Below are 16,156 nucleotides of genomic sequence, written 5' to 3' on the forward strand. Positions count from 1 at the left end.
GTTTTTCGCGAGCAGGCTCGCTCCCACAAGGGTTCTCGCCTCCCCGAACGATCACGGTGGATCAAGGTTATCCAACACCCGATTCACCGCCAGCTCCCCCAACATGATCGACTGCTGAATCCCCAACAATGTATTGCTCTGCGCTCCGTTCAGATTCCTCGCGAAATCACTCGCCATGACATTGGCTGATGCCAGCGACACGCAGGCGTATTCCAGCAGGGTGTGGTTGTCGATGTCGGGGGCGATGAGGAAGATTGTACTGGTCATGATTCAGCGTCCTGAAAGTGGGCGGCCACGCCGAATCGTTGCTGATCATAAGGGTGGCAGCTGTACGCAGGTTAGCAGACCGGACAAACCGAAAACCGGCGCGCCCGAAGGCGCCCTGCGCACAGCCACCGTCAAGGGCAGGTATGGACATACCTGCCTATCAGGAGCGCTAATGCGCTTCGGTTTGCTACGGGCTGCTAAACCCGATCACTGACAATCAGTGACCCGGATCAAGCTACCGATGGCCCCCAAAGCGCACAAGCCGGCGGATTCTGGAGTAGTTGTAGGCAGCGCCGCAAGGCGCTGTAGCCTGTCCGAGGGATTTCGGAAATGTCCCACGGCCGGCGGTAAAGCTTCCTGCTGGCTTGGGATACAGCGGGTCTTTTTGGTGTTCTTGCGGACGCCTTCGCGGGCAAGCCCGCTCCCACAGGGTTTCCCGGCGCTACCAAGATTGTGTTCACTGCGCTGAACCCTGTGGGAGCGAGCTTGCTCGCGATTGACGGCGCAGCCGTCACGGCTTCAATGGCTCAACCTTACGCGTCAGCAGTTCAACAAACGCCTTGGCCATCGCCGACTTCTGGTCCTTGCGCTGCACCAGCCACACCGCCGATACCGCCGCCGGATCAAGCAACGGCCGGTAGACCACGCCATCAATACGCATCCGCTGATAAGACGCCGGCAGCACCGACACACCAAGCCCTGCCGCCACCAGCCCTATGATGGTCATCGCCTCACCGGCCTCCTGGGCAAAGTGTGGGCTGAATCCGGAGTCCCGGGCCAGACTGAGCAGCTGCGCATACAGACCACTGCCGTAGCTACGCGGAAAAAACACGAAAGGCTCAAGCGCCAGGGCTGACAGAAACAGTCCCTCTTCGCTGCCCTCGACCAACGGGTGCTTGGAGCTGAGCACCGCGACCAGCGGCTCACGCATCAGTTCGACTACGCTAAGGCAATCCGGCAACCCGAGCGGGCGCATGATGCCCACCTCAATCGACTCGTCCACCAGCGCATCGGCCACCTGGGTGCTGCTCATTTCCCGCAGGTTCAGGTGCACCGCCGGGAAGCGCTGGCGAAAAGAGAAAATCGCCTGGGGAATGGTCGAGTTGAACGGGGCCGACGAGGTGAAACCGATTTTCAGTTCACCCAACTCACCCAGTTGCGCCCGTCGCGCGACATCCGCCGCTTTGTCGACCTGTGCCAGCACCAGCCGCGCCTCTTCCAGAAACAGCCGACCGGCCTCGCTCAGCTCGACCCGACGATTGGTACGCTCGAACAGCCGTGCGCCGACTTCCTGTTCCAGTGCCTGGATTTGCTGGCTCAACGGCGGCTGGGAGATGCCCAGCACCTGTGCGGCGCGGCCGAAGTGCAGTTCTTCGGCGACGGCGATGAAGTAGCGCAGATGACGCAATTCCATGAAAACCCCATTAGGTCGTTAAAGCTATCAAACAGGTCGAACAATATATTGGATTGAATCATTAGCCAGCTATATGCTTTTTTTCATTGCCTGACCGGCTGCGTCCTCCGAGGTCCCCCGTGAAAACTGCTGTCGCTCCACTCGCCCATGAAGTTCCTCCCGTAGCGCCGGACGCTATCGCCGTTGAGTTGGCGGAGATCTACATCGAAAAAGGCACGCCGGCATTCATGCGCACGGTACTGGCACTGTTCTGCGGTGGCTTTGCGACCTTCGCCCTGCTGTACTGCGTGCAACCGATGATGCCGCTGTTGTCCCACGAATACTCCATCAATGCGGCGCAAAGCAGCCTGATCCTCTCGGTGGCCACCGGCATGCTCGCGTTCGGCCTGTTGATCACCGGCCCCATCTCCGACCGTGTCGGACGTAAACCGGTGATGGTCGCCGCGCTGTTCGCCGCGTCCCTGTGCACCATTGCCAGCGCCATGCTGCCGAGCTGGCACGCGGTGCTGGCGATGCGGGCGTTGGTGGGCCTGTCATTGAGCGGGCTGGCGGCAGTCGCCATGACCTACCTGAGTGAAGAGATTCACCCGCAGCACATCGGCCTGGCGATGGGCCTGTATATCGGCGGCAACGCAATTGGCGGGATGAGCGGGCGCCTGATTACCGGGGTGCTGATCGACTTCGTCAGCTGGCACACGGCAATGCTGGTGATCGGGGGCCTGGCCCTGATTGCGGCGGCGGTGTTCTGGAAAATCCTCCCCGAGTCGCGCAATTTCCGCTCCCGCTCGTTGCATCCGCGCAGCCTGCTCGACGGTTTCACCATGCACTTTCGCGACGCCGGTTTGCCGCTGCTGTTCCTCGAAGCCTTTGTGCTGATGGGCGCGTTCGTCACGCTGTTCAACTACATCGGCTACCGCCTGCTGGCCGAGCCCTATCACATGGAACAGGCGTTCGTTGGCATGCTCTCGGTGGTGTACCTGTCGGGCATCTACAGCTCGGCGAAAATCGGCGCCCTGGCCGATAAACTCGGTCGACGCAAAATGCTCTGGAGCACCATTGCGCTGATGATCGCCGGCCTTGCCCTGACGATGTTCACGCCGCTGCCGCTGGTGATCATCGGCATGCTGGTGTTCACCTTCGGCTTTTTCGGCGCCCACTCGGTGGCCAGCAGCTGGATCGGCCGCCGCGCCACCAAGGCCAAGGGGCAGGCGTCGTCGCTGTACCTGTTCAGCTACTACGCCGGGTCGAGCATTGCCGGTACGGCAGGTGGCGTGTTCTGGCACTTGGCCGGATGGAACGGGATCGGGCTGTTCATCGGTGCGCTGCTGGTGATTGCGCTGCTGATCGCGTTGAAGCTGGCGAAGTTGCCGCTGCTGAAGAATGTGAAAGCTTAAAATAAACGATCTTCAGAAACAAAAAGCCCGGCAAATGCCGGGCTTTTTGTTATCGGGTCGCGCTCACTCGTGATACTGCGCCGACAGCTCATGTACCGCACGCAGGAAAGCACCGGCGTGTTCCGGATCGACTTCCGGCGTAATGCCATGGCCGAGGTTGAACACGTGGCCGCTGCCTTTGCCGTAGCTGGCCAGGATGCGGCCGACTTCTGCACGGATGGCTTCCGGTTTTGCATAAAGTACGGTCGGGTCCATGTTGCCTTGCAGCGCGACCTTGTCGCCGACACGGGCGCGGGCGTTGCCGATGTCGCAGGTCCAGTCCAGGCCCAATGCATCGGCGCCAGCCTCGGCAATGCTCTCCAGCCACAGGCCGCCGTTCTTGGTGAACAGGATGACCGGCACCTTGCGGCCTTCGTGCTCGCGGATCAGGCCGCTGACGATTTTGCGCATGTAGGCCAGGGAGAATTCCTGGTACGCCGCGGCGGACAGGTTGCCGCCCCAGGTGTCGAAAATCTGCACCGCTTGTGCACCGGCCATGATCTGGCCATTGAGGTAGCTGGTGACCGACTGCGCGAGCTTATCCAGCAGCAGGTGCATGGCTTGCGGGTTGTCGTAGAGCATGGACTTGGTTTTGCGGAAGTCTTTCGACGAGCCGCCTTCGACCATGTAGGTGGCCAGGGTCCACGGGCTGCCGGAGAAGCCGATCAGCGGCACGCGGCCGTTCAGCTCGCGGCGGATGGTGCTGACCGCGTCCATCACGTAGCCCAGGTCTTTCTGCGGATCAGGAATCGGCAGGGCTTCGATGTCGGCCAGGGTGCTGACGACTTTTTTGAAGCGCGGCCCTTCGCCGGTTTCGAAGTACAGGCCCTGGCCCATGGCATCCGGGATGGTCAGGATGTCGGAAAAGAGGATCGCCGCATCCAGTTCTGGATAGCGATCGAGCGGCTGCATCGTGACTTCGCAAGCGAACGCCGGGTTCATGCACAGGCTCATGAAATCGCCGGCCTTGCCACGGCTGGCGCGGTATTCAGGCAGGTAGCGACCGGCCTGACGCATCATCCACACAGGGGTGACGTCTACGGGTTGCTTGAGCAGGGCGCGCAGGAAACGGTCGTTCTTCAGGGCAGTCATGTCGGCATCCGGAAAAAAAGTGCGGGTATTTTCTCAGAGCCGGGCGCAAAAGGCACGGCAAGAGCGGAGGCTTTTGTCTATCGGGTCAATTTGTCGCAATGAAATACAGAGTTTAGCAACACCGCGAAACAACTGTGGGAGCGAGCTTGCTCGCGATGGCGGCATCACATTCAACATTTCTGTCGACTGATCCACCGCTATCGCGAGCAAGCTCGCTCCCACAGGGGGTATTGCATTTGGCTCTGGGTTGGGGGGTCAGACGCCCAGGTAATCCAGAATCCCTTCCGCCGCATTACGGCCTTCGAAGATCGCCGTTACCACCAGGTCAGAGCCGCGAACCATGTCGCCACCGGCGAAGATTTTCGGGTTGCTGGTCTGGTGCTTGTACTGGCCTTGTTCCGGAGCCACCACGCGGCCCTGGCTGTCGGTCTGGATCTCGAACTGTTCAAACCACGGCGCCGGGCTCGGGCGGAAACCGAAAGCGATGACCACGGCGTCGGCCGGGATGATCTCTTCGGAGCCCGGGATCGGCTCGGGGCTGCGACGGCCACGTGCGTCCGGCTCGCCGAGACGGGTCTCGACCACCTTCACGCCTTCGACCTTGTCTTCACCGACAATGGCGATCGGCTGGCGGTTGTAGAGGAATTTCACGCCCTCTTCCTTGGCGTTCTTCACCTCTTTGCGCGAGCCCGGCATGTTCGCTTCGTCACGACGATAAGCGCAGGTCACCGACTTGGCGCCCTGGCGGATCGAAGTACGGTTGCAGTCCATCGCCGTGTCGCCACCGCCGAGCACCACAACCTTCTTGCCTTTCATGTCGACGAAATCTTCCGGCGACTTTTCAAAGCCCAGGTTGCGGTTGACGTTGGCGATCAGGAAGTCCAGCGCATCGTACACCCCCGGCAGGTCCTCACCGGCAAAACCGCCCTTCATGTAGGTGTAGGTGCCCATGCCCATGAATACGGCATCGTATTCTTCGAGCAGTTGCTCCATGGTCACGTCCTTGCCCACCTCGGTGTTGAGGCGGAACTCGATGCCCATGCCGCTGAAGACCTCGCGGCGATTGCTCAGCACGGTCTTTTCCAGCTTGAACTCAGGGATGCCGAAGGTCAGCAGACCGCCGATTTCCGGGTTCTTGTCGAACACCACCGGGGTCACGCCACCGCGCACCAGCACGTCGGCACAGCCCAGGCCCGCGGGACCTGCACCGATGATCGCGACACGCTTGCCGGTCGGCTTGACCTTGGACATGTCCGGGCGCCAGCCCATGGCGAACGCAGTATCGGTGATGTACTTCTCCACCGAGCCGATGGTCACCGCGCCGAAGCCGTCGTTGAGGGTGCAGGCACCCTCGCACAGACGGTCCTGCGGGCACACCCGGCCGCAGACTTCCGGCAGGGTGTTGGTCTGGTGCGACAGCTCGGCGGCCTGGAGGATGTTGCCCTCGGCCACCAGTTTCAGCCAGTTGGGAATGAAGTTGTGCACCGGGCACTTCCATTCGCAATACGGGTTACCGCAACCCAGGCAGCGGTGGGCCTGGTCGGCCGACTGCTGGGGCTTGAAGGGTTCGTAGATTTCCACGAACTCTTTCTTGCGTTGACGCAACAGTTTCTTCTTCGGATCCTTGCGCCCGACCTCGATGAACTGGAAGTCATTATTCAGACGTTCAGCCATTTTAAAACCTCATCAAACTCTTCAGGCGCATATCACTGCGGGTTGGCACGGGTGCTGGAAAGCAACGATTTCAGGCTGGCAGCCTTGGGCTTGACCAGCCAGAAACGGCGCACGTAATCATCGAGGTTCTCGGCGAGTTCACGACCCCACTCGCTGTCGGTCTCCTCGACGTACTCGTTCAGCACGCGTTGCAGGTGGCTACGGTAGGCTTCCATCGCCTCGCCGCTGATCCGCTGGATTTCCACCAGTTCGTGGTTGACCCGGTCAACGAAACTGTTGTCCTGGTCGAGCACGTAGGCGAAACCACCGGTCATGCCAGAGCCGAAGTTATAACCGGTCTTGCCCAACACGCAGACGAAACCACCGGTCATGTACTCGCAGCAGTGATCGCCAGTGCCTTCCACCACGGTGTGGGCACCGGAGTTACGCACGGCGAAACGCTCGCCCGCAGTACCAGCGGCGAACAGCTTGCCGCCGGTGGCGCCGTACAGGCAGGTGTTGCCGATGATGGCACTGTCCTGAGTGCGGTAGACGCTACCCTTCGGCGGAACGATCACCAGCTTGCCGCCAGTCATGCCCTTGCCGACGTAGTCGTTGGCGTCGCCTTCCAGGTACATGTTCAGGCCGCCGGCGTTCCACACGCCGAAACTCTGCCCGGCAGTGCCTTTGAAGCGGAAGGTGATCGGCGCATTGGCCATGCCCTGGTTGCCGTGCTTGCGCGCGATTTCGCCGGAGATCCGTGCGCCGATGGAACGGTCGCAGTTGCAGATTTCCAGGTCGAACCCGGCACCGCTCAGGTCATTGATCGCCGAGGTGGCCATGGTGACCATTTTCTCGGCCAGCAGGCCTTTGTCGAACGGCGGGTTGCGCTCCACACCGCAGAACTGCGGCTTGTCCGCCGGCACGTGGTCGCTGCCCAGCAACGGGGTCAGGTCCAGGTGATGTTGCTTGGCGGTCTGGCCTTCGAGGACTTCCAGCAGATCGGTACGGCCGATCAGCTCTTCGAGGGAGCGCACGCCCAGCTTGGCCAGCCACTCACGGGTTTCTTCGGCGACGTAGGTGAAGAAGTTCACCACCATATCGACGGTACCGATGTAGTGATCCTTGCGCAGCTTCTCGTTCTGGGTCGCGACGCCGGTGGCGCAGTTGTTCAGGTGGCAGATGCGCAGGTATTTGCAGCCCAGGGCGATCATTGGCGCGGTGCCGAAGCCGAAGCTTTCAGCGCCGAGGATCGCTGCCTTGATCACGTCGAGGCCGGTTTTCAGGCCGCCGTCGGTTTGTACCCGGACCTTGCCGCGCAGGTCGTTGCCGCGCAGGGTCTGGTGGGTTTCGGCCAGGCCGAGTTCCCACGGAGCGCCCGCGTATTTGATCGAGGTCAGCGGCGATGCACCGGTACCGCCGTCGTAGCCGGAGATGGTGATCAGGTCCGCGTAGGCCTTGGCCACACCGGCGGCGATGGTGCCGACGCCCGCCTCTGCTACCAGCTTCACCGAGACCAGCGCCTGCGGGTTGACCTGTTTCAGGTCGAAAATCAGCTGCGACAAGTCTTCGATGGAATAGATGTCGTGGTGCGGCGGCGGCGAAATCAGGGTTACGCCCGGCACTGCATAACGCAGCTTGGCGATCAGACCGTTCACTTTACCGCCCGGCAGTTGACCACCCTCACCCGGCTTGGCGCCTTGGGCGACCTTGATCTGCAGCACTTCGGCGTTGACCAGGTATTCCGGGGTCACACCGAAACGGCCAGTCGCAACCTGCTTGATTTTCGAGCTCTTGATGGTGCCGTAGCGCGCCGGGTCTTCGCCGCCTTCGCCGGAGTTGGAACGCGCACCGAGGCGGTTCATGGCTTCGGCCAGGGCTTCGTGAGCTTCCGGCGACAGGGCGCCCAGCGAGATACCGGCGGAGTCGAAGCGCTTGAGCACCGATTCCAGCGGTTCGATTTCGCTCATGTCCAAAGGAGTGTCGAGGGTTTTGACTTTCAGCAGGTCACGGATCATCGACACCGGGCGGTTGTCCACCAGCGAGGTGTATTCCTTGAACTTGCTGTAGTCACCCTGCTGCACAGCGGCTTGCAGAGTGTTGACCACGTCCGGGTTGTAAGCGTGGTACTCGCCACCGTGGACGAACTTCAGCAAACCACCCTGCTGGATCGGCTTTCGTGGGCTCCAGGCTTCGGTGGCCAGCGCTTTCTGCTCGGCTTCGATGTCGACGAAACGCGCACCCTTGATGCGGCTCGGCACGCCACGGAAGCTCAGGTTGCAGACTTCCTCGGACAGGCCGATGGCCTCGAACAACTGCGCACCACGGTACGAAGTAATAGTTGAGATGCCCATCTTCGACAGGATCTTCAGCAGGCCCTTGGTGATGCCTTTACGGTAGTTCTTGAACACCTCATAGAGGTCGCCCAGCACTTCACCGGTACGGATCAGGTCGCCCAGCACTTCGTACGCCAGGAACGGATAAACGGCAGAAGCACCGAAACCGATCAACACGGCAAAGTGATGCGGATCGCGAGCGGTCGCGGTTTCCACCAGGATGTTCGAATCGCAACGCAGGCCTTTTTCGGTCAGGCGATGGTGCACCGCGCCGGTGGCCAGGGAGGCGTGGATCGGCAGCTTGCCCGGGGCGATGTGACGGTCACTCAGCACAACCTGGGTACGACCGGAACGCACGGCTTCTTCAGCCTGATCGGCGACGTTGCGGATGGCCGCTTCGAGGCCGACGCTTTCGTCGTAGTTGAGGTCGATGATCGCGCGCTCGAAGCCCGGACGATCGAGGTTCATCAGCGAACGCCACTTGGCCGGGGAAATGACCGGCGAGCTGAGGATCACGCGCGAAGCGTGTTCCGGCGACTCCTGGAAAATGTTGCGCTCGGCACCGAGGCAGATTTCCAGCGACATGACGATGGCTTCACGCAGCGGGTCGATCGGCGGGTTGGTGACCTGCGCGAACTGCTGGCGGAAATAGTCGTACGGCGTGCGCACGCGCTGGGACAGCACGGCCATCGGCGTATCGTCGCCCATCGAGCCCACGGCTTCGTAGCCCTGTTCGCCGAGCGGACGCAGCACCTGGTCGCGTTCTTCGAACGTGACCTGGTACATCTTCATGTATTGCTTGAGCTGATCGACGTCGTAGAACGCCGAACCGTGGTCGTTGTCTTCCATGGTCGCCTGGATGCGCAGGGCATTCTTGCGCAGCCATTGCTTGTACGGATGACGGGACTTCAGACGGTTGTCGATCGCATCGGTGTCGAGGATCTGCCCGGTTTCGGTGTCCACGGCAAAGATCTGGCCCGGGCCCACACGGCCCTTGGCGATCACGTCTTCAGGCTGGTAGTTCCAGACGCCGATTTCCGAAGCCAGGGTGATGAAGCCATTCTTGGTGGTGACCCAACGCGCCGGACGCAGGCCGTTACGGTCGAGCAGGCACACCGCGTAGCGACCATCGGTCATTACCACGCCGGCCGGGCCGTCCCACGGTTCCATGTGCATCGAGTTGTATTCGTAGAACGCGCGCAGGTCCGGGTCCATGGTCTCGACGTTCTGCCACGCTGGCGGAATGATCATCCGCACGCCACGGAACAGGTCGATGCCACCGGTGACCATCAGCTCCAGCATGTTGTCCATGCTCGAGGAGTCGGAGCCGACGCGGTTGACCAGCGGGCCGAGCTCTTCCAGGTCCATCAGATCGTTGGTGAACTTGGTGCGACGGGCCACGGCCCAGTTGCGGTTGCCGGTGATGGTGTTGATCTCGCCGTTGTGCGCCAGGAAGCGGAACGGTTGAGCCAGCGGCCATTTCGGCAGGGTGTTGGTGGAGAAGCGCTGGTGGAACACACAAATCGAAGTTTGCAGGCGCTCATCGCTCAGGTCCGGATAGAAGGCGGTCAAGTCCGCCGGCATCATCAGGCCTTTGTAAATGATGGTCTTGTGCGAAAAGCTGCAGACGTAGTGGTCGGTGTCGGCGGCGTTGGCCACGGACGAGCGACGACGGGAAGTGAACAGCTTGACGGCCATGTCCTGGTCGCTCAGACCTTCACCGCCGATGAACACTTGCTCGATCTGCGGCAGGCGCTCAAGGGCCAGGCGGCCGAGGACGCTGGTGTCGATCGGCACTTTGCGCCAACCGACCAGCTGCAAGCCGGCGGCCAGGATCTCGCGATTCATGTTCTCGCGAGCGGCTTCGGCTTTGACCGGGTCCTGGTTGAAGAAGACCATGCCCACAGCATATTGCCTGGGCATTTCGACGCCGAAGGTTTCCTGGGCGATGGCTCGCAGGAACACGTCCGGCTTTTGAATCAGCAGACCGCAACCGTCACCGGTCTTGCCGTCGGCATTAATCCCACCGCGGTGGGTCATGCAGGTCAGGGCCTCGATGGCCGTTTGCAAAAGGGTATGACTGGGCTCGCCCTGCATATGGGCTATCAGGCCGAAACCGCAGTTATCCTTGAATTCATCTGGTTGGTACAGACCTGCTTTCATAGACACTTTCTCACCAGGCTGCCTCTGATCGAGGCAAATTTCTTTTCAATTCAACCACTTGCCATCCGCGCCGAACGTACGCCAGCTTTGCGGGGACAAAAGGGAGGTCATTGTACACACCGACACTTAGCCTCACAAATTTGACGACGAAATGTCGCAAATCTATGTCGCATTTGTGAAAGGTTTAAAGCGATCTGCTGTGCTAGTCAAAACTTTTTTAATTTTGACCGCAACGACTCAAAGACTACTGTGACGCAGACACCACAAGGCACGCAGTCTGTAGAGACGGCGCGCACTTGTAGAAATTTTGAGGTGCTTGGAGAGGCGGCCTGGGTAAGGCCGCCGAATCTTCAGCGAGTTGTTGCCAGTTCCTGTTGGACGCTGGCGACAGTGCGAGGCCAAGGTTTACCAGCCTGAACCTTCGCTGGCAAGGCCTTGATGGCGGAAACGGCTGCATCACGATTGGCGAAGTTGCCGTAGGTGATCACGTAGAGCGGCTTGCCATTGAGGACTTTCTTGAAATAACGGTACTCGCCGCCCTGCTCCTTGACGAAGCTTTGTGCGGCAGTTTCGGAGCTGGTGCCGAGGATTTGCACCACGTAGTTGCCCGGAGCCTGACCGGTGTACCAGGTGCCGCCAGCAGCCTTGGCCACCGGAGCCGGTTTCTCGGCAGGCTTGGCCGCCGCCGCAACGGCTGGTTTGGCTGGCGCTGGAGCAGGCTTGGCCACTGGAGCAGGCGCTGGCTTGGCGGTGGCGACCTGAGTCGGCGCCGGAGTTGGCTTGGCGGCTGGCGTCGGCGCAGGGCCGGCAGGAACGCCCACAGGTGGTGCCGTGGTGGTAACGGTCGGCGGCGTAGCGCTGGAGCCTTCGACCGGCACGCCATCGTCACCCTCGGTGATGCCACCCGCCGCTTCAGCCAGTGGACCGCGCATGACCGGCTGCGAGTTACCGACCAGCGGCAATGGCATCGGCTGCGTGTTGCCGGCGAATTCGACGGCCGGAGCACCACCATTCGCTGTTGACTGTCCCTGACCCAGCGGCAGTTGCGCCTGTTCGTTGGCCGGCGCACCCGTGGTCGGTGCCTTGTTGCGACCCGGCATCAACCAGGCGGCAGCTACCGCAACCACGACCACGGCGGAAATCGCCAATACGTGTTTCTTCGGCATATTGAACCCCATTTTTGGACGCTTGACCGCTGAGCGGCTGGCGATCATGGCTTCGATCATTGCATCGCGGGCGACCTGATTGATGCTGCCAGGCCAACCTTCGGAGCTTTCGTGAATATCAGAGATCTGATCCGCGGTGAAAAGTTCGATACCGCGGCCAGCGCCTTCGAGCCGCTGCTCCAGATATTCGCGGGTTTCTTCCTCGGTGTAGGGTTGCAGTTCGATGACATGGAAACGCTCTTCCTCGAGATGCAAAGCCTCAAGCTGAGCAATCAGCGAGGATTCACCGAACAGGAATACATGCGGGCGGCCTTCAGGCGCGCCGGCAGCCAGGATCATCAGCGCCTCAAGAGCGGACTCGTTGAGTTGTTCGGCGTCATCGACCAGCAGATAGACTTCCTGCCCGGTCAGTGCAAGCTGCACCACTTGAGCCAGAATAGCGTCGGCATCAGCCTGGCCGACGTTCAGCGCCTGGGCCACCTGGCGCAATACCCCGGCCGCATCGCCGGCACCGCGGGCAGAAACCACCAGGCTTTGTACCGATTGCTTGTTGGTGCTGGCGACCAGGGCCTGACGCAACAGGGTCTTGCCACTGCCCTCGGGACCGGTGACCACCAGCAGCAACTGGCTATAACGGGCCAGATGATGCAGTTGTCCCAGCACGGGTTTGCGCTGGGCCGGGAAAAATTTGAAGCCAGGCACCCGTGGAGCAAAAGGGTCATGACTCAACTGGTAATGGCCGAGGAAAGCCTCGTCGGCATGCAAACTAGTCATCGTGTTCTTATTAACCTTTAAGCTGAGCCAGGGCGCGGTAGTCTGCCCCCAGCGTGGCCTGTAGAACCTCTTTCGGATAATCGTCGGTCACCACCGCTTCACCCATGTGGCGCAGCAGCACCAGGCGCAAACGACCGTCGATCACTTTTTTATCAATGGACATATGTTCGAGGAAATCGGCTTCTGTCATCTCTTCTGGCGGAATGACCGGCAGCCCCGCACGCTGGAACAGACGAATGCCACGATCGCGCTCCTGCTCGCTGATCCAGCCCAGTCGTGTGGACATTTCCAGCGCCATTACGGTGCCAGCAGCCACCGCCTCACCATGAAGCCATACACCATAGCCCATGTGGGTTTCGATGGCGTGGCCGAAAGTGTGGCCCAGGTTCAATGTGGCACGGACACCCGTCTCTTTCTCGTCGGCACCGACCACCGCCGCCTTGGCCGCGCAGGAGCGCTCAATGGCATAGGTCAGGGCTTGCTGGTCCAGATTGCGCAGGCGATCGACGTTGTCTTCGAGCCAGGTCAGGAACGGCTCATCACAGATCAGCCCGTACTTGATGACTTCAGCCAGTCCGGCGGACAGCTCACGGGCCGGCAGGGTATTGAGGCTGGCGGTATCGATCAGCACGACATTCGGCTGGTAGAAGGCGCCGACCATGTTTTTGCCCAGCGGATGGTTGATCCCGGTCTTGCCGCCCACCGAAGAGTCGACCTGCGACAGCAGTGTGGTCGGAACCTGGATGAAATCGACGCCGCGCTGGTAGCAGGCGGCCGCAAAGCCGGCCATGTCACCGATCACACCGCCGCCAAGGGCGATCACCGTGGTGCGGCGATCATGCCGGGCGGTCAGCAGGCCGTCGAAAATCAGTTGCAGGGTTTCCCAGGTCTTGAAGGCTTCGCCGTCGGGCAGTACCACGGAAATCACCGAGAACTGCGCCAGGCTGCGGGTCAGACGCTCTAGATAGAGCGGCGCAACAGTCTCGTTGGAAATGATCGCTACTTGCCGTCCGCGAATGTGCGGGGCCAGCAGCTCAGGCTGATCCAACAAACCTTCGCCAATATGAATCGGGTAGCTGCGCTCGCCTAGATCGACCTTGAGTGTCTGCATGTGTCCCCACAGTGAAGATGAATCAGGCGTCCTGCCCTGAGTTTACGAATACCCACAACCTCTGCTGGTGTGACGCCGTTCGGTAGCCATCCGCCACAACCTTGAACGGCCATGGCGGGACGCCGAGGATAGCGCATTTCGCGCGGCGCTTTAACGGGGTGGTAGCTGCTGCAAGCGCTCTAGAATGTCGAGTACGACCATTCGTGGCGGTCGCTCATCGGTTTCGACCACCAGGTCGGCAATTTCCCGATAAAGCGGATCGCGGATCGCCAACAGATCCCTAAGGGTCTTGGCCGGATCGGCGGTACGCAACAGTGGCCGATTGCGGTCGCGGGCCGTGCGGCCGACCTGCTGCTCGACTGACGCATGCAAATAAACCACTCGCCCACCGGCGTGCAGTGCCCGACGATTGGCTTCGCGCATGACCGCGCCCCCGCCTGTCGCCAGCACCACTCCGTCGTAATCGCACAACTCGGCAATCATTGCCTGCTCGCGATCACGAAAGCCCGGTTCGCCTTCTTTATCGAAGATCCAGGGGATATTGGCGCCCGTGCGCAATTCAATTTCCTTATCGGAATCTTTGAATGGCAAGCGCAGCTCTTTGGCCAGCAACCGGCCGATGGTGCTTTTTCCAGCGCCCATCGGTCCAACAAGAATCAAATTTCGCACAGAATCAATGACTCACAGCAATCGCCTGGTTATTCATGATACGCGGAGTGAGGAATACCAACAGCTCGGATTTTTTCTCCGAAATCACATCACGCCGGAAAAGGCGGCCAAGATACGGCACATCGCCAAGAAATGGCACCTTATCTACGACCTTGCTCTGAGTATTTGAGAAAACGCCGCCAATGACGATGGTCTCGCCATCGTTGACCAGGACCTTGGCGTTGACTTCGTTTTTCTTGATGGGCGGCACATCCTGGACCTTGTTCAGGAAGTCCGGTTCGTCCTTGGTGACCTTGACCTCCATGATGATCCGGTTGTCGGGCGTGATCTGCGGCGTCACCTCCAGCGACAGCGAAGCCTCCTTGAACGACACCGAAGTCGCGCCACTGGAACTGGCTTCCTGATAGGGAATCTCGGTGCCCTTGAGGATTTTCGCGGTTTCCTTGTCGGACGTGACCACCTTGGGCTGCGAGACGATTTCCCCGTTGCCGGTTTTCTCCATGGCTGTCAGCTCCAGGTCCAGCAGGACGTTATCGGTGATGAACGCGATGCCGATTCCCGAGGTGTTATTGACCGCGCCCATGTCGACGAACGGTGAATTGGTGCTGGTACTGCCGGGCGTGCCAATGGTCGACGACCCATTGACCCCGTTGCTGACGCCGGAGGTGTTCCAGTTGCCCCTGTTCTGTATTGAACCGCCCCAGCGCACGCCAAGACTCTTGTCGTAGTCGACGTTGGCTTCGACGATTCGCGCCTCGATCATCACCTGACGCACCGGAATATCCAGTTGCGTAACGATTCTGCGCAGCTCGTCGAGGCGTTCCTGGGTCTGGTAGGCAATGATGTTGTTGGTGCGCTCATCGACGGTGATCGACCCCCGTTCGTCGGGTTTCGCTTCAGCACTGGTCACCGACTGGAAGAGTTTGGCGATGTCCGCGGCCTTGGCGTAATTCACCTGCAACAATTCCCGACGCAGCGGCGCCAGATCGGCAATCTGCTTCTGTGATTCCAGCTCCTGACGCTCACGGGCGGCAATTTCATCGGCTGGCGCAACAAGCAGGACATTACCGACCTTGCGCTTATCCAGCCCCTTGGTTTTCAGCACCAGATCCAGCGCCTGATCCCACGGCACGTTCTGCAAGCGCAGGGTGATTCCCCCCTGAACCGTGTCGCTGGCCACCAGATTGAGGTTGGTGAAATCGGCGATCAGTTGCAGCACCGAGCGCACATCGATGTCCTGGAAATTCAGCGAAAGCTTCTCGCCGCTGTAGGCGTGTTGCCCGGCATTACGTTTTTGCAGCTCGTCGACCGTCGCCGGGCGAACGCTGACCGTGAGCTTGCTGTCGGTCTGATAGGTCGAGTAATCGAACGTGCCACCGGGCTCAATGCTGATGGTGGCTCGATCGCCGCTCACGCTGGCATTGACGAACTGCACTGGCGTGGCGAAATCCTTCACGTCCAGACGCACGCGCAATGGCTCAGGCAATCGGGTTTTGGCAAATCCAACGATGATCTTGCCCTCGCGCTCTTGTATGTCGGGCGCAATCGATGGGTCCGACAAGTCGATCACCACATTGCCTTCACCCTGGGTTCCCCGTTGGAAATCCACACCCCGAATGGCCTTGCCTGCCGTCGTAGCGACTCGTGCCGGAACCGGCATTGCCGTGGCCGCCGGCCGGGATGTCGACGGCTTGACACCCTGCCCGACAACTACCAGCAAATTGTTGCCTTCGATTCGCGAGTCGTACGGGGCCAGTTGGGTCAGGTTGATGATCAATCGCGTACGGTCCCGGACCTCCACCACCGTTGCACTACGGGCATTTCCACTGCCGAGATCGCGAGTTTTGCTGGCCAGCTGACTGGCGACACCCGGCAAATCCAGCGCAATCCGGGCCGGTGACTCCGTCGTGTAGCCGTGGGGCACCGGGGGCGGTTCATCGAACGACAACTTCAACTCGACACGGTCTCCCGGCAGCGCAGCGACATCCAGCGCCTTGAGATTGGCCGCTTGTACCATCGGCGACAACAACGCTATCCATAGCGAAAGGCCGAAGGTGGAGAAAATCCTGTTCATTATT

Annotated in this window: 10 protein-coding genes; 1 reads left to right on the forward strand and 9 read right to left on the reverse strand. The window is 60.6% G+C overall.

The window, feature by feature from the left end; translation table 11 throughout:
• Positions 1–51 precede the first annotated feature (51 nt).
• Together AB4Z35_RS03560 and AB4Z35_RS03565 are read right to left on the reverse strand one after the other, a co-directional pair.
• Positions 52–267, reverse strand: a complete 216-nt coding sequence (locus AB4Z35_RS03560; RefSeq protein WP_442096050.1) for a DUF6124 family protein — start codon at positions 265–267, stop codon at positions 52–54.
• A 511-nt stretch (positions 268–778) separates the two neighbouring features.
• On the reverse strand, positions 779–1,681 hold the full coding sequence (locus AB4Z35_RS03565; protein WP_015093147.1) for a LysR family transcriptional regulator: 903 nt from the start codon (positions 1,679–1,681) through the stop codon (positions 779–781).
• Positions 1,682–1,800: 119 nt separating this feature from the next.
• On the opposite strand from AB4Z35_RS03565, the gene AB4Z35_RS03570 reads away from it, so the two are divergent.
• Entirely contained in the window at positions 1,801–3,075 is a 1,275-nt protein-coding gene (locus AB4Z35_RS03570) for an MFS transporter (protein WP_442096051.1), read from the forward strand.
• A 63-nt stretch (positions 3,076–3,138) separates the two neighbouring features.
• Here AB4Z35_RS03570 and hemE read toward each other — a convergent pair whose 3' ends face one another.
• The 7 genes from hemE to pilQ all read right to left on the reverse strand — a co-directional run bounded on the left by hemE (position 3,139) and on the right by pilQ (position 16,152).
• Positions 3,139–4,206 (reverse strand): uroporphyrinogen decarboxylase, encoded by a 1,068-nt coding sequence (gene hemE, locus AB4Z35_RS03575; RefSeq protein WP_007997361.1) that lies wholly within the window; start codon positions 4,204–4,206, stop codon positions 3,139–3,141.
• 255 nt (positions 4,207–4,461) lie between these two features.
• Complete coding sequence (locus AB4Z35_RS03580) at positions 4,462–5,880, reverse strand: FAD-dependent oxidoreductase (RefSeq protein ID WP_007997363.1); 1,419 nt, start codon at positions 5,878–5,880, stop codon at positions 4,462–4,464.
• 32 nt (positions 5,881–5,912) lie between these two features.
• Positions 5,913–10,358 carry a glutamate synthase large subunit gene (gene gltB, locus AB4Z35_RS03585; protein WP_442096127.1) on the reverse strand — a complete coding sequence of 1,482 codons (4,446 nt, stop codon included), beginning with the start codon at positions 10,356–10,358 and terminating at the stop codon, positions 5,913–5,915.
• 350 nt (positions 10,359–10,708) lie between these two features.
• Complete coding sequence (locus tag AB4Z35_RS03590) at positions 10,709–12,298, reverse strand: AAA family ATPase (RefSeq protein WP_442096052.1); 1,590 nt, start codon at positions 12,296–12,298, stop codon at positions 10,709–10,711.
• Between the two features lie 10 nt (positions 12,299–12,308).
• The gene (gene aroB, locus AB4Z35_RS03595) at positions 12,309–13,409 is read right to left on the reverse strand and encodes a 3-dehydroquinate synthase (protein ID WP_007999227.1); all 1,101 of its coding nucleotides are present in this window, start codon (positions 13,407–13,409) and stop codon (positions 12,309–12,311) included.
• Positions 13,410–13,559: 150 nt separating this feature from the next.
• Positions 13,560–14,078 (reverse strand): shikimate kinase AroK, encoded by a 519-nt coding sequence (gene aroK / locus AB4Z35_RS03600; RefSeq protein ID WP_015093141.1) that lies wholly within the window; start codon positions 14,076–14,078, stop codon positions 13,560–13,562.
• 4 nt (positions 14,079–14,082) lie between these two features.
• Positions 14,083–16,152, reverse strand: a complete 2,070-nt coding sequence (gene pilQ / locus AB4Z35_RS03605) for a type IV pilus secretin PilQ (protein ID WP_442096053.1) — start codon at positions 16,150–16,152, stop codon at positions 14,083–14,085.
• Between the last annotated feature and the right edge of the window lie 4 nt (positions 16,153–16,156).

The sequence above is a fragment of the Pseudomonas sp. KB_15 genome, assembly GCF_052114525.1.
In the GTDB taxonomy this organism is placed as follows: domain Bacteria; phylum Pseudomonadota; class Gammaproteobacteria; order Pseudomonadales; family Pseudomonadaceae; genus Aquipseudomonas.

What these genes read in the sequence shown, in the direction of transcription:
- AB4Z35_RS03560 (WP_442096050.1), bottom strand. Translation starts at nt 267, where the DNA reads ATGACCAGTACAATCTTCCTCATCGCCCCCGACATCGACAACCACACC.
- AB4Z35_RS03565 (WP_015093147.1), bottom strand. Translation starts at nt 1,681, where the DNA reads ATGGAATTGCGTCATCTGCGCTACTTCATCGCCGTCGCCGAAGAACTG.
- hemE (WP_007997361.1), bottom strand. Translation starts at nt 4,206, where the DNA reads ATGACTGCCCTGAAGAACGACCGTTTCCTGCGCGCCCTGCTCAAGCAA.
- AB4Z35_RS03580 (WP_007997363.1), bottom strand. Translation starts at nt 5,880, where the DNA reads ATGGCTGAACGTCTGAATAATGACTTCCAGTTCATCGAGGTCGGGCGC.
- gltB (WP_442096127.1), bottom strand. Translation starts at nt 10,358, where the DNA reads ATGAAAGCAGGTCTGTACCAACCAGATGAATTCAAGGATAACTGCGGT.
- AB4Z35_RS03590 (WP_442096052.1), bottom strand. Translation starts at nt 12,298, where the DNA reads ATGACTAGTTTGCATGCCGACGAGGCTTTCCTCGGCCATTACCAGTTG.
- aroB (WP_007999227.1), bottom strand. Translation starts at nt 13,409, where the DNA reads ATGCAGACACTCAAGGTCGATCTAGGCGAGCGCAGCTACCCGATTCAT.
- pilQ (WP_442096053.1), bottom strand. Translation starts at nt 16,152, where the DNA reads ATGAACAGGATTTTCTCCACCTTCGGCCTTTCGCTATGGATAGCGTTG.